Below are 23,207 nucleotides of genomic sequence, written 5' to 3'. Positions count from 1 at the left end.
TTATAGGTAAACTTGTGTTTGTAGATTCACATTGTCATTTAGATAGATTAGATAAAAATCATGAACAGCTAACAGAGGTTCTGCAGTTTGCTCGTAACCGAGGTGTTGAGCACTTTTTGTGTGTGTCAGTATCTGTTAAAGACTTTCCAGCTATGGCAGAAACTGTCGTTAGTTTTGAAGATGTGTCTATATCCTGCGGTGTACATCCTTTACATCAAGAAGATGCCTGTTCATATGATGAGTTACTTGCTACCGCTGCTAACGAAAAAGTAGTCGCAATTGGTGAGACTGGATTGGATTATTTTTATAGTGCTGAAACGAAAGAGGTACAGTTAACGTCTTTTATCGACCATATTAAAGTGGCTAACACGCTGAATAAACCCTTAATTATTCATACACGAGATGCCCGTAAAGATACCATTGACTTACTCAAAGAACATAAATTACCTCAAACTCGAGGAGTACTGCATTGTTTTACTGAGAATTGGGAAATGGCGCAGGCGGCAATTGAGTTAGGTATGTATATTTCAATATCTGGTATTGTGACCTTTAAGACGGCGACAGAACTACAAGAGGTTGTGAAAAAAATTCCTCTGGATAAATTATTAATTGAAACTGACTCACCTTGGTTGGCGCCAGTTCCCTACAGAGGTAAACCCAATCAGCCGGGTTTTGTAAGAGAAGTGGGTGAGTTTATTGCTAATCTTAAAGGGGTAAGTGTTGAAGAATTAGCTGCAGCAACCACCAAAAACTTTTACGATTTATTTGCGATTGCCAAACAAGCATAAACTAGCAGTTTAGCCCATCTTAATTAACATGGGCGCTTCTATGTTTTGTTAACTTGCACAACATTTTTTGTACTTTTTACCACTGCCACATAAACACTGACTGTTGCGCTCTGGCGTAAACTCCCCAGAGCTTTTAAGTATTTCACCAGTCGTGTAACGCCAGCAGTTATTTTCTAAAACAAAGTCTGATAGCTCATGCATGACATAAAAATGATTATCAACTCTATAGAAGGCTTTGAATTCTACTTGGGCTGTTTCTGCCTCATATCTGTGACTTATTACATCAAGGGATAGCCAGCACGTGCCTTCAGCACTTAAAGATAATTCTTTTATTGATAACTGCTGTCGTTGAGCTTCGGCGTAGGTATGTAAAATATATAAATAATTTTGCAATACATAGGCAGTAAAACGGGATCTCATTAAAGCTTCTGCATTCTTTGCCTTTTTATTTCCTGCAATAATAGGCTGACAGCAATTTTTAAAAGGTATATGACTACAACAAAAGCAGTTTTTATTATCCTCAACCACTCAAACTTCCCATTTTCAAAAAAGTAAACTAGCCTAGGCTAACTGTTACTACTTAGTCAATAATACTTGTACAGCAAATGAGTTATAACCTTTACCAAGGACCTTGAACAACATTAGTTTGGGTACTATTGGGTTGAAATAGGTTAACTAAGGTTACTTGATTGTCCATACACAGTTGTTTAATGCGCTTATAGTTAACTTCATCCAGTGCTAACTCTTCAACGAATAAGGTAGCGCACTGTTGTGCTAACGCTATTTTTTCAATCCAGCTTACGAGTGTTTTGCTATCGGGTTTAGGGAGTTTAATACTATATGGGCGCTTTTCAGTAAATTGAATATTGTCAGCAATTAAATAGGTCCATTTAAATGAAGATACAAAATCTACTTCATTGAATACCTGCGTTTTGTCTGTGGATACAGGTAACCTAGAGATTACTTTTTTTACTGGTGTGAATGCATGTAAGTTAGCCATAATAAAACTCATTTTAGTGATTATATATACAGTGGTTGGATATACAGTATTACTGTATAAAAAAACATGCAAGTGTTTTTTTTATAATCTATTGAGTAAGCCTTACATTCTTAAAAATTTACCTAATTTTTTGCGCCTAAATGTAAGTAGAACTACAGCCAGTGCTAGATATACAAGTGGTTGGGCTATTCCAGATTTAACTGACCAAAAGTAATGCAGACTCACGCCTAATAGAGCAAGGTAAACCCAGTTATGGAGTAGTTGCCAGCGCCTTCCCATAAGCCTTTGAATATATTTTGTAGAGGTGGCAGCTAAAACCGTTAGTAAAATTAAAGTCAGAAACCCAACTGAAATATAAGGACGCTTAATGATTTCTGAGAAAAGTAAGTTCCACTCAAATTGAAGATCGAAGGCTAGGTAACTTAGGAAATGGCATAATGCATAAACAAATGCATATAAACCTGCAGGTCGTCTAAGTCTTATTAATTGCCCCATTTTAAGCTTTATAGCTAGAGGGGATATCATCAGTGAAAGTAAAAGCAGGTTAAACCCACCAATACCAGTAAAATGAATGATCTCCTCTACTGGTGATGCACCAAGCTGATCAGTAAACCCCTTATAATATAAAAACAGCAGCGGTAAAGACGCTCCAATATGCAGTATGACTTGGAGCAAATTAAGTTGGTATTTTTTAAGTTTAAGCACTTAGATATACCTAGCTAAATCCATACCTTTATAAAGTGGCGCAACTTCTTCATATCCATTAAATAACTGAGTAGGTACTCTATTTCTATTAAACAAGCTGCCTGTGGTAATTTTCCTCTCACTTGCCTGACTCCATCTAGGATGGTCAACCATTGGATTTACATTTGCGTAGAAGCCATATTCGGATGGAGCAAGCCTATTCCAGGTGGTGGCGGGCATTTTGTCAGTTAGGCGTATAGACACAACCGATTTAATACTTTTAAAGCCATACTTCCATGGAACTACTAGACGTATTGGGGCACCATTTTGTGGGGGGAGGGTTTTCCCATACAGCCCAACAGACATTAATGTAAGAGGGTGAGCTGCTTCGTCTAATCTTAAGCCTTCAACATACGGATAATCGAGTCCACCACCAGAGAAACGACGCTTTTGCCCTGGCATTTGCTGTGGGTCGTATAAAGTCTCAAACGCCACATATTTTGCAGAGCTTAAAGGCTTAGCTTTTTGCAATAGTTTGTGTAATGGAAAACCAATCCAAGGAATAACCATAGACCAGGCCTCAACACACCTTAATCTATAAATACGTTCTTCTAGGTCAAAAGCACTGTAGAGATCTTCGTAACCTAAGGTTACAGGGGTTTCCACCAGTCCATCAATTGTTAGTTTCCAAGGGTCTACCTTAAAGTGTTTCGCAGCTTCAACGGGATCAGACTTTCCAGTACCAAATTCATAAAAATTATTATGGGTCGTAACTTTTTGCTCTGGGGTTAAAATAGTTTGTTCTTTAAGTTGCGGACTTTCTTTAAAACTTAACGCTTGGGTTTGAAATTCAGGTTTATCATCAGATCCAAACAAACCGAATGCATTCGCGCTATTTGATGTAAGTAATGTGCCCGCACCCAAATAGCCCAGCCCTTTTAGTATTTCTCGGCGATTGTTATACACCTTTTGGTCAGTGACTTGGTTTTCACTTAATTGACTGCTTTTGGGACTGCGAATTAACATAGTACTTTTTCACCTGATTGAGATAACGTGGTTAGTAAATAAGACAGCCAAATACCAAAAAAATTACATCACATTTTTATCACATCGTGATTTATAGGATTATTGCCCAAATTTTTCATTAATAGCATTTGAAGAAGGAAGAAATAAACTGCTATATAACTTAGCAGCAAAGCCATCTGTCATGCCTGATATATAATCAGCTATTACTCTGTGGCCATTGTTATTCTCATTTTCAACTAGCCAACGTTTTCGTGTGTTTTCTGGTAATAATCGAGCTGGATCCGATGCAAATGCTTGAAATAACTCCATGACGATTTGCTGTCCCTTGTATTCAATTAACTGTATTTCAGGTTTTTGGATAACTCGATTAAACACATAACCCTTAAATAATCCCAGTGCATCTTGATAGATACTTGGAAATACTGCATTGAACTTAAGTAAGTCATGGTCAAATTCAGGGCAGGACTCTTTAATTTCTATATGGGTAACAAAACAATTTACTAATGCCCCAATGGCATTTTTACGCTCATGATGTTGTTCACTAAAAAGGTTGTCACTCAAGCCTTGAATATTCTCACTTAACCAAGAGTCTTGCATATCTTGAATTGGTATCACAACCTCTTCGTGAAACTGCTGTTTATTAACTATGCCCATTACAATGGCATCTTCAAGATCATGAATGCCGTAAGCGATGTCATCTGCTAGTTCCATAATCGAACAGTCAAAAGACTTATATTTGGTTTTATGGTGCTTATCATGGTTTTGTGTAAACTGAATAAACCTATCTTTATCTTCTTTAGAAAAAGCTTCAATTACCCAGTCAAACCACACACTATCACATTGATACAATCCTTTAGGCGGATGCCATTCACTGGCCTTAACTTCTCTATGGGAGTGAAAAACTGCGGTATTTGGTTTGTTTAGTAATGTATCTAAGTAGTTGGGATATTTTATTAAGCCTAGCAAAGTTCGACGACTTAAGTTCATACCGTGGGCTGCAGTGTAGGGCTCTAGTTTAGTGACTATTCTAAATGTTTGGCCATTTCCTTCAAACCCTCCATAATCTCGCATCATATAGTGAAGGGCTACTTCACCCCCGTGTCCAAAAGGAGGGTGGCCTATATCATGAGCTAGGCATAAAGCTTCGATTAAGGTGTCGTTTAAATTAAGTCTGTTGGTGAGATCTGGGTATTTGTTAAATAGTTGAGCGGCAATCCCTTGTCCAATCTGTGAGGCCTCTAAAGAATGAGTTAAACGGGTACGGTAAAAATCACTCATACCTGCGCCCAGTACTTGCGTCTTAGCTTGGAGCCTTCTAAACGCAGCTGAATGCAATATACGGGCTTTATCACGTTGGAATGGGGTGCGATGATCACCGTCACGATGAATCTTCTTACCGTGTCTACGATTTGTCCAAATGTCCATTACGTTTGCTAACTCCAACTAATATATGAATGTTAAAACTACTTAACTTGCTGTTTATCAAATACCCAAAGCAAGCCTATGTAAGTCAAAGCAGATCTCAATGCTAGAAATTAGATATCTTCTTGGGTGATTTCATCCAAGCTAAGGCTAAAGCTTGGTACATAAGCTTTTATAAAATAATCCACTTCTGGAGAGTGATAATCCTTAAGCATTTTATCTAAACGCTTTTTCGCTAGGCCAAATTCTTTATTGCCAGCAGATAACTCTTCTAACGTTTTCAAATAGGCACAAATGACATCTGCAGCTTTTACTAGAAACGCAACGTCATCGCTGTGGTTATGATGATCAATAAGCTTGGCATAATCTTCACGAAACTCATCAGGTGCCATATTGATTAATTTCTTTTCGGCAAGCTTTTCAATCTTTTTGTATTCATCTCGAATAATAGGATTTGAATACTTTACAGGTGTTGGCAAATCACCCGTTATCACCTCTGATACATCATGAAACAGCGCTATAGTCGCTACTTGATTGGGGTCTAACTGGCCATCAAAGTATTTATTCCGAATTAGGGCAAGAGCATGGGCCACCATGGCTACCTGTAAGCTGTGCTCTTGAACATTTTCAGTACGGACATTGCGCATCAAAGGCCATCTGTTTATTAGCTTCATGCGAGATAAATGAGCAAAGAAATGACTTTTATTTGGACTAACCTGGCTCATTATTAATTTATCTGCTTGTAGGTTCTAAAGAAGTTGGCGATACCTTCTAACGCTGGCTTTAAAATATCTACATGGGGCAAAAATACCAATCTAAAATAACAGCCCTCATGGAGGTTAAAGGCAGAGCCGTGAACTAAAAGTATTTTTTCAGCTTTTAACAAATCAAAAATCATTTGCTCATCATCTGTGATATTAAACTTTTCGGCATCTACTTTTACAAAGCAGTACATGGCACCCATAGGTAAAATACATTCTAAGCCGTCAACGGCATTCAACATTTCAGTTGCCATGTCTCTTTGAACTTTTAAGCGACCGTCCTCACTGATTAATTCGTTGATACTCTGGTATCCACCTAAAGCTGTTTGAATAGCATGTTGGCTTGGAACGTTGGCACACATACGCATAGACGATAAAATATTAAGGCCTTCTATATAGCCACTGGCTATGCTTTTATTACCGCTGACGACTAACCATCCAACTCGAAACCCTGCTATACGATAGTTTTTTGATAATCCGCCGAGGGTTATAAAAAACACGTCATCAGCTAATGATGCAATGCAGTGATGTTTCGCGTCGTCGTAAAGAATCTTGTCATATATTTCATCACTAATCACAGCTAATGAAAACTCACGAGCTAAGGCTATGACTTGCTCAAGTACTTCTAGTGAATAAACAGCCCCAGTAGGGTTGTTAGGGTTAATCAAAACAATCGCTTTGGTTTTGTCTGTTATTTTACTGCGTATATCTTCTATATCTGGTTGCCATCCGTTATTTTCATCACACTTGTAATGAACAGGCTTACCCGAAGACAAGCTAACTGCAGCTGTCCATAAAGGATAATCTGGCGCCGGTAGTAATACTTGGTCATCATTATTAAGCAAGCCTTGCATGGCCATAACGATTAATTCACTGACACCATTTCCCAAAAAAATATCATTCACTTTGACCTGTTTAATATTCTTTTGTTGATAATATTGCATGACAGCAACGCGGGCCGAATAAATGCCGTTTGAATCTGAATAACCCTGTGCGCTAGGGAGGTTATGGATAACATCTTTTAAAATATCGTCGGGAGCTTCAAAACCAAATGGGGCAGGGTTACCAATATTCAATTTTAATATTCGGTGTCCTTCATCTTCCATCTTTTTGGCTTCGGTTAAAATGGGACCACGAATTTCATAGCAAACATTTTCTAATTTGTTGGATTTATTAATTAACTTCATGAAATAGCAAATAGTTAGGGATTGCTGATAGAGTAAACCATCAGTAATGCAGCTGTTAGGTTTTAATTTAATAGCTTATATAGATGAAATAAAAAAAGGCAAGTTATTGTAGATAAAAGTCGTAAAAAGCCACTGAGAAATACTACCAGAGGCTTTTCAAACGTTATAAAATTAACGTGGAAGTGTTACACCTACATTGGCTGCTTGAATTTTGTCAGCATAAAATGACTTAACAGAGAAGCCAGATGATTTAGTTTTCGCTGTCACTTTTTTCTTCGCTGCTTTTGTTGTAGCAACTGGTGCTTTATCTGAAGCACCTAGTTCAGATATTAAATCGTTTAGTGCAGCTAGTCGCATGTTCTTACCGCCATCTACGCTGTACCAACCGCCTTTTGCTTCAATTGTTGGAGCTTTTCCGTTTGTTGCAGTGTAGGCTTCTGTAAATGCAGCGATTACTTGGTCTTTATCCAATTTACTCATAGTCAGGTCTTTGCCTTATATATAATGAAATTAAAATATGGTCGGCTTTTATACCGTGTTTTATTTATAATGTCTAATATTGCTGCAAATTCAATCATATAGACCATAATTTAACCCGAGAAACTCCATGCATATCTCTAATATCGAACTATTAAACTTTTTAGATTCCACACTTTCTCCTGAAAAAATAAAAGACTTTTGTCCAAATGGACTTCAGGTAGAGGGTAAAACGAATATAAAAAAAATAGTTACCGGCGTTACTGCTTCTCAGGCGCTTATCGACCAAGCCGTAGAAGTGGATGCAGACGCAATAATTGTCCATCATGGATATTTCTGGAAAGGCGAGGCTCCATCTATCACTGGCATGAAAAAGAATAGAATTAGTACTCTGTTAAAAAATGATATCAATTTGTATGCCTACCATTTGCCTTTAGATGCCCATCCAACCTTAGGTAATAATGCACAGCTAGCAAAACGTTTAGACATCATAGATGTTCTGCCAATTGAAGACTGCAGCCCGCAAAACATCGTCATGAAAGGACGTTTTGCTGAGCCTATTAGCCCTGAGTCCTTGCATCAAAAGATTGAAAAAAGTCTTTCTAAAACGCCTTTATTCGAGAGCGCAACTAAACAACAAATAAATACAGTTGCATGGTGTACTGGCGGTGGGCAAGGGTATATAGAACAAGCCGCCAATTTAGGTATAGATGCCTTTATAACTGGAGAGGTGTCAGAGCAAACTATTCATATAGCACGTGAAATGAACATACATTTCTACGCTGCCGGACACCATGCTACTGAGAGGTATGGCGTAAAAGCATTAGGTGAGTACATTAATAGTCAATTAGGTATCGAAACTACCTTTATTGATGTCCATAACCCAGCTTAGGTACAGAGAAGTATTTATGGAAAATGTTTCAGTAGGCAAAAATTTTGATAATTTAGCCTCAAAGTTTGATAAGAATATTTACGGCTCAACTAAAGGTCAGTTACGTCATGAGTTATTACTCTATTATTTACAGGACAAAGTAGAAGGGGTTAAGGCCCCTTTAGAAATTTTAGATGCAGGAGGTGGTACTGGTAAAATGACCGAAGCAATGCTTAAGCTAGGTCATAAGGTAACCTTGACAGATATATCCTCTGAAGCGCTGCAAATGGCCAAAAAAAACCTAGGGGAGCACAAGAATTTAACCATTCATCACGGAGATATTTTATCTTTACCCGATACCCAGCAATTTGATTTAGTCATCTGTCATGCGGTATTAGAGTGGTTACAAGAGCCGTTGCCGGTCATTAATAAGCTAGTTAGCCTAACTAAACATAATGGGTATATGTCTTTATCATTCTTTAATTATGATGCGCAACTTTTCGGTAATCTTCTATACGGTAACTTTGATTATGTACAACAAGGAATGAAGAAAAAAAACATTGTACGGTTAAGCCCCAACAACCCACAAAAGCCAAAATATATTTTATCTCATTTAAAGACTTTGCCTGTAGATATTCTGCAAATGGCTGGCATTAGATGTTTTCATGATTATTTAAAGGATCTTGATAAGCAGGTTAGTCTATATTCAGAGCTCAAAGCATTTGAAATTCAATATGGTAGTCAAGAACCGTATTTGTGGTTAGGTAAGTACTTTTTAGTGATCTCACAAAAACACTAGCTTTTTAATCGTTAAATTAGCTGTTTAGATAAAACCATTCAGCTTGTTTTACCTTAAGATACTGATTTAACCTGCCATTTATGGCCTTTAAAAGAGATTTGAGAAGGGTCTAGCTCTTTATCTGCTCGCCAGGTTTTATTATTAAATTGCAGTGTTACCCCAGGGTATACTCGTTTGTTGGCTGTAATTTGGATATTTGTTTGATAGTGACTTTTCGCCTTTGATATTTCGGCGGCTTTACTTTCTAGCCAATATAATAATTGGGTCTCATTTTGAAACAGTTGGTTGGCATCTTCTACCCGTTGCTGCATGTCCACAGGAATGACCTTCGAATTAATAATATTCATTCTTTCTTTGTGTCTTCCGTTATTTTGCTTTAATTGCTCTAGTAAGTCCTCAAGGGTAGCGTTACGCTCTAAAAGACGTTCAAAGCCTTCACTAAAGTCTATGTTTAAGCTACTGCCTGAAACTGCACCAAAGGTACCGGCTGTTACTGTTCCCTGGCAGCTAATATTACAAGAAAATATATTACCTTTTGGCAGGTCTGCAGCACCAACGGTTACCTTACCTTTACAATATATTTTACTGTGTGCGATTTGCCTTCCAATATTGACGTTTCCTTGGCAATGTATATCTAAACCTTGACCATGCTGTGCATAAATATTCCCTTTAGCAATGAGCTTACTACTATACTCTGTAGCTGCATCGTTAACCTTGCCCATTGCGCCTTCGGTTATCATTATGTCACCACCAGCTTTTATGGTGGCAGATTCAATAAATCCGTTGATGGTGACGTCTCCGGTGGCAACTATCTCCATTTTTTCGGTCACATCTCCATTCACTAAAACCGAACCATCATAATTGACATTCCCCGTGCCTACGTTCACGCCTTTGCAGGTATAAATATCATCTACCCACATTTTTTGCTCTTTAAATTTGGGCATTCCAGAGATATCTGCAATAAGTAAGTTTTCGTCATGATCGCTCATTACAGTACCATCGCCCATCCTAAAGTTAACCCAATCACCTGGTGTTGCTTTTATAACTTCCCCGGTAACAAAGTAGCCATCTCTACCATCTGTAGGAGGCGTTCTACGTAAAATTTCAGCCCCTTTTTTTACAGAAATAATAGCCCCTAGATCACGCATATCTACACGCTTGCCACCAGTTTCTTGTGGCGCTAACAGTCTCTCAAGTGCATTAGGTACGAGTGGCACAAACTGTGATGGTTTCCCTTTTCTTGGAGGTAAACCTTTTGCTACAAGGCTCTGCAGAGATTCTCCTGGTTTTGCTGTTGCGCATTCACGTATAAGTGCTCTCAAGCGTTTTATACTTATTCCTCGCTTGATGCCATTGTCGGCTAAGAGTCTTTTTAATAACGCAGGTTTTGGCGGGGCGTCGCCATAGCCACACGTAATTTTTATCGTGACTGAGAGCTTGTCTTCAGGAATGATACATTCAATTTTATTGTCTTTTTTCTCTGCAATATGAGCAGAAATAACTGACATATTGTTATTCTTTTTAGCTGTATTATAAGAGGCGATAAGATCAATAATGTTCTCTTCGAGAATAAAAAACTGGCTAAATTCGCTGTTTTTTAGTAATCCATAAATGGCTTGAACATCTAATTTTTTGTCTACTAAATCCGGGGTAATTATGACTGTTAAATAAATCCCTGTTTCATCGAGTTTTAATATTACACCTTGCATTGACTCGCCTTACCTCTTATTACGAATTGTTTAGACGTTGATTCTTAGTATTGTTGTTAATGCCTATATCGACCTTAGCCAAGCTTACATTAGAAAACAGGGCTGCAATTAGCAAACTATTTATAACTTTATTGCGTAGTCATGCAAGGATTTTAAAATAGCTAATTTATCAGGTTGATTTACATACTTTGCATATAATTCTTCTAACTGCACCATATATTCAGGCATTTTTATACTTGCTGCAGAATCATTATCAAACAATTTAAACTCTCTAAATCGCTGCCATTTTTGTACTTCTTCATCGGTAAGGGTTTCTGGAAAGTTACGGGCTTTATATCTAAATAGTAAAGTGTGTAGTCTTTCATCTTCAAAAGGGAAGGCTACATCTGTTAGTTCACTGGCCTTGGCTTTTACTATTTGTTCCATTAAATTTTTATCGTTTTGACTAAAAAAGCCACCAGAATATAAAGCGTGCTCTGGGTCTACATTCTCCGCTGAATGCTCGTCGCTATATACCTCTGTTAATTTAGCGAGTAAAGATTCATTGTTTTTTATGATTTGCAGATTATCCAAACATCCTTGTCTATCAATATTCAATCGCTCGGCGTTTTCTGCCGTTAAGGTTTTTGCTGGTGCTAAAATTGGACATTTATTTATATGCACTAGTTTGACAGGTAGCCTTTGTTCTCCTTCAGCTAACAGGATAGATGGCGTGTATAGTTTTTCTTTTATTTCCCTTGCCGTTAGTTCAAATAGCGGACTTGGATCAAGGGCAAGATTAAGAACAATAATGGCATTTTTATTTTGTGGATGGATCCCAATAGGTACTATCCAAGTACAGCAGCCATTTTCTGAAGGGATTTTCGAAGAAATATGCACAAGTGGCGTTAGTTGGTTTAAATTTATTAACTCCATTACTTTATGTTTATTTCTTAAATCAAACACATAGTTAAAAAGTTTAGGGTGGTGTTGTTTAATTAACTTTGCCATTGCAATTGTGGCATAAACATCAGACATAGCATCGTGTGCATCCTGATGCTCAATACCATTAGCTTTTGTTAAGTCTTCTAGCTTAAAGCTAGGTAAGCCCTTGTCATTTATTGGCCATTCTATCCCTTCAGGCCTTAATGCATAACAAGCTCTAACTAGGTCGATAATATCCCATCGGCTATTTCCGTTTTGCCACTCACGTGCATAGGGGTCATAAAAGTTTCGATATAAAGTATACCGGGTAATCTCATCATCGAACCGAATATTGTTATAACCAGCAACACAGGTATTAGGTTTAGAAAACTCAGCGTATATCTTGTCTATAAATTCTTTTTCTGAAGTACCTTTTTGTATCGACTTTTGCGGCGTAATACCAGTGATCAAGCATGCTTGGGGCTGAGGTAAACAATCATTTGGAATTTGACTAAATATCATAAGAGGATCACCTATGATATTTAGATCCAAATCCGTTCTTATTCCCGCAAATTGACATGGTAAATCCTTTTTAGGGTTTGCTCCCCAAGTTTCATAATCATGCCAATAGATACTTGCTGAATTCACGTTCATACCTTAGTTATTTTGTCGTTCAAAGATGGTTACATTTACTGTCTATTCTAACGTTATCTTGTTTGATATAAAATTTTTTATTGTAAATCAAAGCGTTCCAACTTTGAGTACGCTTTTGCTTGATTATTTTTGCCAAAACCAGTGTTGATTGCACTTATTCATCTCTGCTAACTCGCTAAAATTTGATCACCTTTATGCTCGGCTAATATAATGTGCTGGAATTTATGGTGCTGTTCTTCTAGGATCTAGCCCTGCTTCAAAAAGCATTGTTTATTAACCCAACAGTAGAGCATCATTTTTGTCCTCCGAATCAATCAAAGTTCAGCAAGTAAGTATTAAACAGATATCTCAAGATATTTCTTCATGTTTATCCAAAGACAAATTTCGTTTGTTATCGCGGTTACATCGTGGTGCAAAAATTTCAGCAGATAAACAACAAGATTATTTACTTAAGCTAAATGAGGATGTGCAAAGGTCAAAATTACTGTTTGAACAAAGACTGAGTCAATGTCCCAAAGTCACATATCCTGAGTTACCTGTTAGTGAAAAAAAGCAAGAAATCGCAGATGCTATTTCTTGTAATCAAGTCGTTATTATTGCCGGTGAAACAGGTTCAGGTAAAACCACTCAAATTCCAAAAATTTGTTTAGAGCTCGGCAGGGGGGTTAAAGGGTTAATTGGGCATACTCAACCTAGGCGTTTAGCTGCAAGAACGGTAGCAAACCGAATCGCGGATGAGTTAAAAACGCCTCTTGGGCATCATGTGGGCTTTAAGATAAGGTTTTCAGATCAAGTATCCGATAATACTTATATCAAACTGATGACAGACGGTATTTTACTGGCAGAAATTCAGCAGGATAAGTTTTTAAATCAATACGATACAATCATCATAGATGAAGCCCATGAAAGAAGCTTAAATATTGATTTTATTCTTGGTTACTTAAAGCAATTACTGCCTAAACGCCCAGATTTAAAACTTATTATTACCTCAGCTACCATAGATCCCCAGCGATTTTCTAAGCATTTTGATAATGCCCCCGTAATAGAGGTTAGCGGTAGAACTTTTCCAGTAGAAATTCGCTACAAAGAAACAGACCAAGGTGATTATGATCAAATACAAGCGATTACAGAAGCTGTAGATGAGTTAATCACAGAAAAGCCCGGCGATATCTTAGTGTTTTTAAGCGGAGAGCGAGAAATTCGAGATACGGCTGATGCTTTAACTAAGCGTCAATATCGTCATACTGAAGTGTTACCTTTGTACGCCCGATTAAGTAACGCAGAACAAAATAAAGTATTTGCCGCTCACTCTGGGCGCAGAATTGTATTAGCGACAAACGTTGCCGAAACATCTTTAACTGTACCTGGCATTAAGTATGTAATAGATCCCGGAACCGCAAGGATTTCAAGATATAGTGTCAGAAGTAAAGTTCAGCGTTTACCTATTGAAGCAATATCCCAAGCTTCTGCCAACCAAAGGGCAGGGCGCTGTGGACGTGTCTCTAATGGTATTTGTATTCGCTTGTATTCTGAAGAAGACTACCTAAATAGAGATTTATTTACTGACCCCGAAATCTTAAGAACCAATCTAGCCTCAGTTATTTTACAAATGATGTCCTTAAACTTTGGAAAGATAGATGCTTTTCCGTTTGTACAACCACCTGATTCTAGAAGTATTAATGATGGTTTTAAATTACTAGAAGAACTAGGGGCAATTGATAGTAAACAAGGCAGACAAAGACTGACCTTAAAAGGGAAACAACTGGCTAAGCTACCTATAGACCCAAGATATGCCCGCATGGTAATCGAAGCTGACAAATTAAACTGTCTACATGAAATTCAAATCATTGCGGCAGGGTTAAGTATCCAAGATCCAAGAGAGAGACCACAAGATAAACAACAGCAGGCTGATCAAAAGCACGAAGACTTTACAAACAAGGAGTCTGACTTCTTAGGTTATTTTCAGCTCTGGCAGATTTTTAAAGAGCAACAACAAGCTTTATCGTCTAACCAGTTACGTAACTGGTGCAAGAAACACTTTGTTAACTTTATGCGAATGCGAGAGTGGCAAGATATTGTTAGTCAGTTAAAAAAATCCTGTGCCGAACTTGGGTTTGGCATTAGCTCGGAAGAGGCTAGTTATCAATCTATACATCAAGCCATTATTTCTGGTTTGTTATCTCACATTGGTACAAAAGATAAGGATAGAGAATACCTTGGGGCGAGAAACAGTCGCTTTATGATTTTTCCAGGCTCAGGGTTAGCTAAATCACAACCTAAGTGGACCATGGTCGCTGAATTGGTTGAAACGGCACATTTATTTGGTCGTGTCGCCGCAAAAATTGAAGCTGATTGGATAGAACCTTTAGCGCAACATTTAGTAAAAAGTGAGTACTCAGAGCCCCATTGGTCTAAAAAGCAAGGCATAGTTCAAGCCTTTGAAAAAGTGACCCTATACGGACTTACCATAGTCACACAAAGGCGAAAAAACTATAGCCAAATTGACCCGGTAGTTAGCAGAGAAATATTTATTAGAGAAGCCTTAGTGAATATGGAAAGTAACATGAAGTTTACTTTTCTGAGTCACAATCAAAAGGTAATTGAAAATGTTGAAGATCTCGAAGATAAAAGCCGTAGGCGAGATTTATTAGTTGATGAAGAAACACTAATAGGGTTTTACGCAGACAAACTCCCTGACTATGTATGTTCAGAAGCGAGTTTTAAAAAATGGTGGAAAAAGACTTCTGCTACTACTCCTGAATTACTCAACTTTGACCCTAATAGTTTATTAAAGAAAACGACTAATCATATTGATGGGTATTCATTCCCTGAAACTTTTAAGCAAAATAACCTCACCTTAGGGTTAGATTATCATTTTGACCCCAAAGATATTGATGATGGCGTAAGTCTTATGGTGCCACTAGCGCTGCTAAATCAAGTAAGTACACAGGGACTTGATTGGTTAATACCCGGATTAAGACATGAGCTTATAGTGGCGTTAATTAAAGGTTTACCTAAATCGATACGTAAAAACTTTGTGCCAGCACCTAACTATGCAGATGCTTGTATTGCTGATATGCAACAAGTAAATAAAAAAGGTGAAGTACAAGCCTTTTTGCCAACTTTGTCTTTAAAACTAAAACGTATGACAGGGGTAGAAGTTGACGTAGCACAGTGGCCATTAGATAAGCTCCCAGCCCATTTAATATTCAACATTAAGGTTTTGGATAACAAAGGAAACTTGATTGCACAAGGTAGAGATTTATTAAAGCTCCAGCATCAACTTAAATCTAAGGTTAAAGAGAACTTGCAGCAAGTCGCCACGCCTGAAGTTGAACAGTCAGGGCTAACTGAATGGAGCCTTGAGAATATACCCAAAGAGTTTATCAATAAAAATTCCGGCTATGAAATAAAGGCGTATCCTGCGTTAGTTAACGAAGGAAAAACAGTAGCTGTAAAACTTTTTGAACAAGCAAGCATCGCTGAAGCCTCTCACAAAATTGGATTGCGAAGGTTAATTATTTTATCGATCCCGTCTCCCGTTAAATACCTGCAGGATAAACTTCCTAACAAGGCTAAGCTTGGTTTGTATTTCAATCCCTTTGGACAAATTAAATCCCTCATAGACGATTGTATAGATGCCGCCGTAGATAAGATGATTGAAAGTTATTGTTTACAGAACAATACAGACGTCCGAGACAAAGAACATTTTCAAAAAGTATCAGAGCTTATCCGTCAAGATATCAACGAGCAGGTGTTGGACGTTGCAAAAAAGGTAGAGGTTGGATTAACCATTGCCCATGATATTAAGAAAAAAATGAAAGGTAATGTCCCCCTTAACTTAATATATGCCCATGGTCACATAAAGGCGCAATTAGATAGCTTAGTCTATAAGGGCTTTGTAGCAGATGTGAGTGCCGCAAAACTAGATGATTGGCAACGTTATATAAAAGGGATAGCCAAGCGTTTAGAAAAATTACCTATTGATCCTACTAAAGATAAATTGCATCAATTAAATATCGAAAAAGTTGAATTGGCATATAAAAATAAATGCAACCAAATACCAGCCAATCAGCCCATACCAAGTGAATTAAAAGAGGTGAGGTGGCTGCTACAAGAATTACATGTATCCTTTTTTGCGCAGCAATTAGGTACCGCAACACCTATCTCAGTTAAGAGGATAATGACTTACTTAGACTCTCTTTAGTCTAAGTATAAGTAACAATCGTTGACTTTATAATCTAAGCACCCTATAAAAAGAGGGAGTAGATTAAACAGCAAGAGGTATGGGATGTTAGGATACGATGATAAACGCAATTTTTTTAGAATGATGGTGAATTCAATTTGCGATCTAAAAATTGTTGACGAAGAGTCGTCACGCTCTATTCAAGGAGTTTGTAAGGATATTAGTGCTACTGGTATGTCATTTGAGTTAGAAGAAAGCTCAGTTGAAATTGGAACATTAATCAATGTGTATATTGAGTCTACCAATGCTCAAATACCGTCATTAACGGCAGATACTAAAGTTGTCTGGTGTGAGTCGAGTTCAGATAATACCTGTACCCTAGGGGTAGAAATTCTAGAAATGAAATAGACACACCCAAGTTTAGTGGCCAATGGCCACTAAATTAGACCTTTGGGTTTATAGCACTTTACAAACAAGGCCTTTCAAATAAAAGCCTTCAGGGTAATTAGTCGACACGGGATGATCAGCGGCTTGCCCCAAGCGTTCAATAATTTGTACACTTCTTCCAGCGTCTAAAGCTGCGTCCGCTACGACTTTCTGAAACAAATCAAAGGACAATAACCCTGAACAGCTGAAAGTACATAAAATCCCCCCTGGTCGCATTATTTGCATCGCTAACATGTTGATATCTTTATAACCTCGACAAGCACGGTTAAGAGAGCCTTTAGAGTCAACAAACTTAGGTGGATCTAATATGATTTCATCAAAAGTTCTACCTTGTTGCTTAAAGTCTCGAAGTGCTTGAAACACATCTAAATTCAAAAATTCACTTGTGCCAGTATCTAGGCCATTAATCTCTACATTTCTTTTTGCTGTTGCTAAAGCTAAATCGGAGACATCTAAATTGGTAACTGACTTAGCGCCGTTTTTTAAGGCGTAACTACCAAAGGTACCGGTGTAACAAAAACAATTTAGTACCTCTTTGCCTTTAGCATACTTGGCCGCAATGGCGCGGTTATCTCTTTGGTCTAAATAAAAACCAGTTTTGTGACCTTCTTTTACGTTAACGAGGATTTTTACATTATTTTCTTCAATCGTTATCTCATCAGGTACATCGCCATGCAAAACTTGCGTGACCAGCTCTAAGCCTTCTTTTTTACGCACAGCCACATCACTTCTTTCGTAAATAGCACAATCTGGAAATTGCTTGGTTAAGGCCCACACCACTTTGCTTCGGTGTTTTTCTGCGCCTGCAGATAGTAACTGACAAACCAAAACGTTAGCGTACTTATCTATAGTAATGCCTGGTAATCCGTCTGATTCTGCTGCTATTAATCTGTATCCAGTTAATCCATGCCTATCAATTAAATCTTCTCTGGAGCTTTGTGCTGTGGCTATGCGCCTCTGGAAAAAACCATTATCTATGGTCTCGTCTTTTTCGAAGGTCCATATTCTTACTTGGATCTGTGATTCTGGTGACCAAGCACCACGGCCCAACCAGTCACCATTATGTGAAAACACATCAACTGTATCTCCACTGTTTGTTCTCCCTATGGTTTTTTCAATAGCTCTTGAGAAAATCCAAGGGTGACGGCGTAACAAAGATTTTTCTCGACCTGGCTGTAAAATGACGCTGGATGGCATAGGATAACTTCACTTAAAAAATTTGCCGTGATTGTACATCAGGGCAATAGGATGCAAAACCTAAAAGGCAGGCTAGTTTTATGAAATTTATACACCATGTAGAAGGTGGACTTCCAGAATCTTTGACTATATCAGAAACACCGATACCTGAATTAAAGGCTAATCACGTTTTAGTAAAAGTGGCATATTTTGGTATCAACAGAGCCGATACTTTGCAAAGGCAAGGCAAATATCCCGCTCCTGCTAATGAAAGTAAAATATTAGGGTTAGAAGTCAGCGGTGAAGTTGTCGCCATTCATGATACCCAAGTAAAAAGTGTGAACTTTAATATCGGAGACAAGGTATTTGGTTTAGTGGCAGGTGGCGGCTACGCTGAATATGTTTTAGTTAATACTGAGCACTTAATGGGTGTGCCTAGTAATATCAGCTTAGCGGAGGCGGCTGGAATTGCGGAATGCTTTTTAACGGCATATCAAGCTCTTTTCTTAGAGTCACAACTACTTGAGCAACAAAAAGTATTAATACATGCAGGTGCCAGCGGAGTAGGTCTTGCAGCCATTCAACTTGCTAAAGCACATGATTGTGCAGTGGCCACCACAGCATCAAGTACCGATAAGCTAGCCTTATGTCAGAAATTAGGTGCAGATCTTCTTATAAATTACAAAGAACAAGATTTTCTAACAGAAGTAAAAAACAGGTGGAGTGGTTGTGATTTAGTCGTAGATTTTATTGGCGGCGACTATCTAAATCGTAATCTAAAACTATTAAATCAAGATGGGGCCATATTATATCTAGCTATGTTAGCGGGGCGTTACGCAGACAAATTAGATATGGCACTGCTATTGGGGAAAAGGGCCAGTATCAAGGGCTCTACCTTGAGAAACAGAAGCGATGCATACAAGTCTCAGCTTGTGCAAAAATTCAGTGACCATTACTTGGATTGTTTTTCAAAGGGCACATTAACTTCCATTATTGATACCGAGTACTCAGTCGCGGATGTATCCAAAACACATCAAAGGATGGAAAATAATGATACTAAAGGAAAGTTAGTCGTTAGCTGGTAGGGGCCGGTAACAAAAAGTACTTAGCTGTGCTGTACAGTAACAAATAGATTGATTAGAATACAAACCTGACACAAGTGTCAGGTTTTAGATTTTTCAATGAATCAAGTCTAACCACTCACTTTTATATGCTCCTTGTTTTCGATAAAGAGCTTTTGAGAAACATACTCTTAATAACCGCCTAGGAAATCGTAAATGATTAAAGATACTCAAGCACAAAATACCTTAGATGAAAAAGGGGCTGCATTAGAATTGAAATTAAAGACCCATTTTGTCGATTTGGTCAGTGAGCGAGTAGGTGGCGAAACCCTATCTTGTAGTGATGATTTTTTTGCAGAGATGGAAAACTTACTGAAACCAGGCCGCGGTGTATTTATTGATGATAAATATACCGAGCGCGGAAAGTGGATGGACGGCTGGGAATCTAGACGCAGCTACGGACGGGACAATGGTCGAGAATTTGACTGGTGTATCATTCGATTAGGTATTCCAGGAAAAATTAAAGGCTTTGATATAGATACCAATTACTTTAGAGGTAACGCGCCTCAAAGTGTTTCAGTTGAAGCCTGTAAAAGTGACACGCAGCCAGATGAATCTACCACTTGGGTTACCATATTAGAACAAAGTGATGTAGCAGCCCACAGTCAGAACTTATTTGAAATAAATAATACAGACTCTTGGACCCATGTGCGCCTTAATATATTCCCTGATGGCGGCGTCGCTAGACTTCGTGTGTATGGTGAAGCAGATGTAAATTGGAAACAGTTTGTAACTGGGGAACTCATTGACTTGGCATACATTAAAAATGGCGCCAAAGCATTACTTGTTAGCGATATGTTTTTCAGTGACAAAAATAATTTAATTATGCCCGGACGTGGCAAAGATATGGGTGACGGTTGGGAAACTAAACGCAGACGTGATCCAGGACCAGACTGGTCAATTGTTAAGCTAGCAGTGCCGGGGAATATTCAAAAAGTATTGATAGATACCTGTCACTTTAAAGGAAATTTCCCAGACACCTTTATGCTAGAGGCCACCAATACAGACAGTGATGATTTCATCAATCAAACCGTTGAATGGCAAACTATTATCCCTAAAACTAAATTATATGCTCACAGGGAGCATTTATTTATCGAAGAGATTCTTACTCAATCAAGTCAGTCATTCTCACACGTACGCTTGAGTATTTTCCCAGATGGTGGGATATCTCGCATGAGAGTTTTTGGCACACCAGCAGCGTAATTTACCTAAGGCTCAATTAAATGGACAATATCTTAGTAAAACCTAAAGCATTAACCCGTGAGAGCTTTGCAGCTTTCGGTGACGTGATTGAAGTAAGTTCACAAGTGACTAATTTCAGTATTAATGATGGGTATACCCAAAGGTATCATGATTTGGCAGAGGTTGATGTAAATGAGAACAACGGACGAACCTTAATTAATATTTTTAGGTCAACGCCCTTAGCGCAACCCATAGCGATAAAAATGATGGAAAGGCATCCTTTGTCTAGCCAAGCATTTGTACCTATGGGAACGGCTCCCTATTTAGTGGTTGTCGCACCAAAAGGTGAGCTAGATACCAGTAAAATTGAAGTGTTTTTAGCCAGAGCTGACCAAGGGGTGAATTACCATAAAGGGACTTGGCATCACTACTGCCTAGCACTAACCCAAGTCAGTGACTTTTTGGTTGTCGATAGGGGTGGTGAAGGCGACAACTGTGATGTGGTTACCTTAGATGGCTCAATAGTGGTTGAGCCTTGGTAATGCCAACTTCTACTAAATAACACAAATTTATAATGTACTTAGAAATACAGGAAAACAAATAATGAATGAACGAGTGATTGAACACGGCTATCAAGTTGCTGCATGTTTGCATAAGTTGGTAAATGAAGAGGTGCTTCCTGGTTTAAATATCGAGAGTCAAAGCTTCTGGCGATCACTTGCCGATGTATTAGACGAGTTTACTCCGAAAAATAAAGCCTTACTTGAGACTCGAGAACATCTGCAAAAACAAATTGATGCTTGGCATGTAGCGCCTCAAAATAAACCGTTAAATCACGAGTCTTATAAATCGTTTTTAGAAGAAATAGGGTACTTAGTACCTCAAGGTGAAGATTTCAAAATAACCACAGACAATGTAGATCCTGAGGTGGCATTAATTTCAGGACCACAGTTAGTTGTGCCTTTGATGAATGCAAGATTTGCTCTAAATGCAGCTAATGCTAGGTGGGGCAGTTTGTATGATGCTTTATATGGCTCAGACATAATAGTGGATGAGCATGAAACTGAAAATAAAGGTTATGACCCAATCAGAGGCGCTAAAGTTGTCGCCTATGGACGGCAGTTTCTGGATGAAAGTATTCCATTACAAAGTGCAAGTCATAATGACGTAACCCGCTACCTAATTGAGGAAAAACAATTAGTAGTAGAGCTAGCATCAGGCGCTAAAGGCACTTTGAAAGATGCAACACAGTTTGTGGGTTATAAAGGTGACCTAAACCAACCTAGTGCTATTTTATGTAAAAACAATGGCCTACATATTGAAATTCAAATAGATGCACTAAGTCCAATTGGTAAAACAGATTTAGCAAACGTTAAAGACATAGTTTTAGAGTCAGCATTAAGTACTATCCAAGATTGTGAAGATTCTATAGCGGCAGTTGATGGTGCTGATAAAACAGCAGTTTATCGTAACTGGCTTGGCTTAATGAAAGGCGATTTAACTGAAAAATTGGTTAAAGGTGGTAAAGAGATTGTTAGATCTCTTAATCCAGACCGTGAATACCTAACCCCAGAGGCTGAAACCTTAGTTCTTCCGGGACGTAGTTTACAGTTTATCCGCAACGTTGGACATTTAATGACAACTGATACGGTCTTAACCAGTACAGGTGAAGAAGTTCCTGAAGGAATATTAGATGGGCTTATCACCACTTTGATATCCCTTCATGATTTATATGGCTCTTCACAATATGTGAACTCTAAACAGAAAAGCATTTATATTGTTAAACCTAAAATGCATGGCCCTGAAGAGGTGGCTTTTACCGATGCCTTGTTTAGTACCATAGAAGCTAAACTCGGATTGGCTGCGAACACCATTAAAATGGGTATTATGGATGAAGAGCGCCGCACATCCGCTAATTTGAAAGAATGTATCCGTGCAGCTAGTAGTCGGGTGGCCTTTATAAATACTGGATTCTTGGACCGTACCGGAGATGAAATTCACACCTCTATGCTAGCAGGCCCTATGGCCCGCAAAGAGTTAATGAAAAACGAAGCATGGATATCTGCATACGAAAGCCGTAACGTTTTGATTGGCCTAAGTGCAGGATTAAAAGGCAAAGCACAAATTGGAAAAGGTATGTGGGCTATACCAGATGAAATGGCCGCTATGATGGAAGCTAAAATTGGCCACCCTAAATCAGGTGCGAGTTGTGCTTGGGTTCCTTCACCAACTGCTGCCACGCTTCACGTGATGCATTATCACCAAGTTAATGTTGCCCAAGTTCAAGACACATTAATAGCGTCTTTGGATGCTCAAACAGACGATCAGTTAGATGCCTTGTTGACTATTCCGTTATTAACTCATCCAAGTAGCTTAACTGATACAGAAAAACAGCATGAGTTAGATAATAATGTTCAAGGGTTACTAGGCTATGTGGTTCGCTGGGTTGATCAAGGAGTAGGCTGCTCTAAAGTTCCTGATATTGACAATGTAGGTCGTATGGAAGATAGGGCAACCTTAAGGATATCCAGCCAACATATTTGTAACTGGTTAGAGCATGGCCTGTTAACAGAAGAGCAGGTAATGGCGAGCCTCAAGAAAATGGCCGTCATTGTTGATGAACAAAACGCTGGTGATACTATCTATATTCCTATGGCAGATGATTTTGATGCAAGTATTGCCTTTCAAGGAGCAATAGATTTGATTTTTAAGGGGAAAGAACAACCAAGCGGTTATACAGAGCCTTTACTGCATCAAAAACGTAAAGAATTAAAAGCGAAACTGCAATTAGGTTAGAAAGTGCTGGTAATGAAT

General features: G+C 38.4%; 20 protein-coding genes. 9 read left to right on the top strand and 11 right to left on the bottom strand.

What is annotated here, in order from left to right:
- The first annotated feature begins 14 nt into the window (after nt 1-14).
- Entirely contained in the window at nt 15-788 is a 774-nt protein-coding gene (locus ACMUMK_RS07875; protein ID WP_414700583.1) for a TatD family hydrolase, read from the top strand.
- Between the two features lie 48 nt (nt 789-836).
- Here the strand turns inward: ACMUMK_RS07875 and ACMUMK_RS07870 are convergent, their stop codons facing one another.
- The 8 genes from ACMUMK_RS07870 to ACMUMK_RS07835 all read right to left on the bottom strand — a co-directional run bounded on the left by ACMUMK_RS07870 (nt 837) and on the right by ACMUMK_RS07835 (nt 7,348).
- A complete protein-coding gene (locus tag ACMUMK_RS07870) occupies nt 837-1,316 on the bottom strand; it encodes a YchJ family protein (protein WP_414700582.1) in 480 nt (159 codons plus the stop codon).
- A gap of 91 nt (nt 1,317-1,407) precedes the next feature.
- On the bottom strand, nt 1,408-1,788 hold the full coding sequence (locus ACMUMK_RS07865) for a hypothetical protein (RefSeq protein ID WP_414700581.1): 381 nt from the start codon (nt 1,786-1,788) through the stop codon (nt 1,408-1,410).
- 102 nt (nt 1,789-1,890) lie between these two features.
- Nucleotides 1,891-2,493 carry a protein-methionine-sulfoxide reductase heme-binding subunit MsrQ gene (locus tag ACMUMK_RS07860; RefSeq protein WP_414700580.1) on the bottom strand — a complete coding sequence of 201 codons (603 nt, stop codon included), beginning with the start codon at nt 2,491-2,493 and terminating at the stop codon, nt 1,891-1,893.
- Complete coding sequence (gene msrP, locus ACMUMK_RS07855; protein ID WP_414700579.1) at nt 2,494-3,498, bottom strand: protein-methionine-sulfoxide reductase catalytic subunit MsrP; 1,005 nt, start codon at nt 3,496-3,498, stop codon at nt 2,494-2,496.
- A gap of 99 nt (nt 3,499-3,597) precedes the next feature.
- Nucleotides 3,598-4,923 carry an anti-phage deoxyguanosine triphosphatase gene (locus ACMUMK_RS07850; protein ID WP_414700578.1) on the bottom strand — a complete coding sequence of 442 codons (1,326 nt, stop codon included), beginning with the start codon at nt 4,921-4,923 and terminating at the stop codon, nt 3,598-3,600.
- 110 nt (nt 4,924-5,033) lie between these two features.
- A complete protein-coding gene (gene yfbR, locus ACMUMK_RS07845; protein ID WP_414700577.1) occupies nt 5,034-5,645 on the bottom strand; it encodes a 5'-deoxynucleotidase in 612 nt (203 codons plus the stop codon).
- Between the two features lie 2 nt (nt 5,646-5,647).
- Nucleotides 5,648-6,868 (bottom strand): pyridoxal phosphate-dependent aminotransferase, encoded by a 1,221-nt coding sequence (locus ACMUMK_RS07840; RefSeq protein ID WP_414700576.1) that lies wholly within the window; start codon nt 6,866-6,868, stop codon nt 5,648-5,650.
- 171 nt (nt 6,869-7,039) lie between these two features.
- Nucleotides 7,040-7,348, bottom strand: coding sequence for a hypothetical protein (locus tag ACMUMK_RS07835; RefSeq protein WP_414700575.1), 309 nt, complete (start codon nt 7,346-7,348; stop codon nt 7,040-7,042).
- Between the two features lie 127 nt (nt 7,349-7,475).
- Between ACMUMK_RS07835 and ACMUMK_RS07830 the strand changes: the two genes are divergently transcribed.
- Nucleotides 7,476-8,237 carry a Nif3-like dinuclear metal center hexameric protein gene (locus ACMUMK_RS07830; RefSeq protein WP_414700574.1) on the top strand — a complete coding sequence of 254 codons (762 nt, stop codon included), beginning with the start codon at nt 7,476-7,478 and terminating at the stop codon, nt 8,235-8,237.
- Between the two features lie 16 nt (nt 8,238-8,253).
- Entirely contained in the window at nt 8,254-9,015 is a 762-nt protein-coding gene (locus tag ACMUMK_RS07825; RefSeq protein ID WP_414700573.1) for a methyltransferase domain-containing protein, read from the top strand.
- 53 nt (nt 9,016-9,068) lie between these two features.
- Here ACMUMK_RS07825 and ACMUMK_RS07820 read toward each other — a convergent pair whose 3' ends face one another.
- Together ACMUMK_RS07820 and sbcB are read right to left on the bottom strand one after the other, a co-directional pair.
- A complete protein-coding gene (locus tag ACMUMK_RS07820) occupies nt 9,069-10,724 on the bottom strand; it encodes a DUF342 domain-containing protein (RefSeq protein WP_414700572.1) in 1,656 nt (551 codons plus the stop codon).
- Nucleotides 10,725-10,844: 120 nt separating this feature from the next.
- Nucleotides 10,845-12,275: an exodeoxyribonuclease I gene (gene sbcB, locus ACMUMK_RS07815; RefSeq protein ID WP_414700571.1), complete on the bottom strand. Its 1,431-nt coding sequence runs from the start codon at nt 12,273-12,275 to the stop codon at nt 10,845-10,847.
- Between the two features lie 304 nt (nt 12,276-12,579).
- On the opposite strand from sbcB, the gene hrpA reads away from it, so the two are divergent.
- Entirely contained in the window at nt 12,580-16,488 is a 3,909-nt protein-coding gene (gene hrpA / locus ACMUMK_RS07810) for an ATP-dependent RNA helicase HrpA (RefSeq protein ID WP_414700570.1), read from the top strand.
- Between the two features lie 84 nt (nt 16,489-16,572).
- Nucleotides 16,573-16,875, top strand: a complete 303-nt coding sequence (locus tag ACMUMK_RS07805; RefSeq protein WP_414700569.1) for a PilZ domain-containing protein — start codon at nt 16,573-16,575, stop codon at nt 16,873-16,875.
- A 48-nt stretch (nt 16,876-16,923) separates the two neighbouring features.
- Here the strand turns inward: ACMUMK_RS07805 and ACMUMK_RS07800 are convergent, their stop codons facing one another.
- Nucleotides 16,924-18,111, bottom strand: coding sequence for a class I SAM-dependent rRNA methyltransferase (locus ACMUMK_RS07800; RefSeq protein ID WP_414700568.1), 1,188 nt, complete (start codon nt 18,109-18,111; stop codon nt 16,924-16,926).
- An 80-nt stretch (nt 18,112-18,191) separates the two neighbouring features.
- Here ACMUMK_RS07800 and ACMUMK_RS07795 point away from each other — a divergent pair, with 80 nt between their 5' ends.
- From ACMUMK_RS07795 to ACMUMK_RS07780, 4 genes are all read left to right on the top strand, one after another.
- Nucleotides 18,192-19,175: an NAD(P)H-quinone oxidoreductase gene (locus tag ACMUMK_RS07795; RefSeq protein ID WP_414700567.1), complete on the top strand. Its 984-nt coding sequence runs from the start codon at nt 18,192-18,194 to the stop codon at nt 19,173-19,175.
- A gap of 192 nt (nt 19,176-19,367) precedes the next feature.
- Entirely contained in the window at nt 19,368-20,414 is a 1,047-nt protein-coding gene (gene alc, locus ACMUMK_RS07790) for an allantoicase (RefSeq protein ID WP_414700566.1), read from the top strand.
- A gap of 20 nt (nt 20,415-20,434) precedes the next feature.
- Complete coding sequence (locus tag ACMUMK_RS07785; protein ID WP_414700565.1) at nt 20,435-20,935, top strand: ureidoglycolate lyase; 501 nt, start codon at nt 20,435-20,437, stop codon at nt 20,933-20,935.
- A gap of 61 nt (nt 20,936-20,996) precedes the next feature.
- Nucleotides 20,997-23,189: a malate synthase G gene (locus tag ACMUMK_RS07780; protein ID WP_414700564.1), complete on the top strand. Its 2,193-nt coding sequence runs from the start codon at nt 20,997-20,999 to the stop codon at nt 23,187-23,189.
- Nucleotides 23,190-23,207 lie beyond the last annotated feature (18 nt).

Origin of the sequence: Paraglaciecola sp. 2405UD69-4 (assembly GCF_047525415.1) — a bacterium.
Lineage (GTDB): Bacteria > Pseudomonadota > Gammaproteobacteria > Enterobacterales > Alteromonadaceae > Paraglaciecola.
The sequence above is the reverse complement of the archived record's forward strand: the minus strand, read 5'-3'. Positions and strand labels throughout refer to the sequence as shown.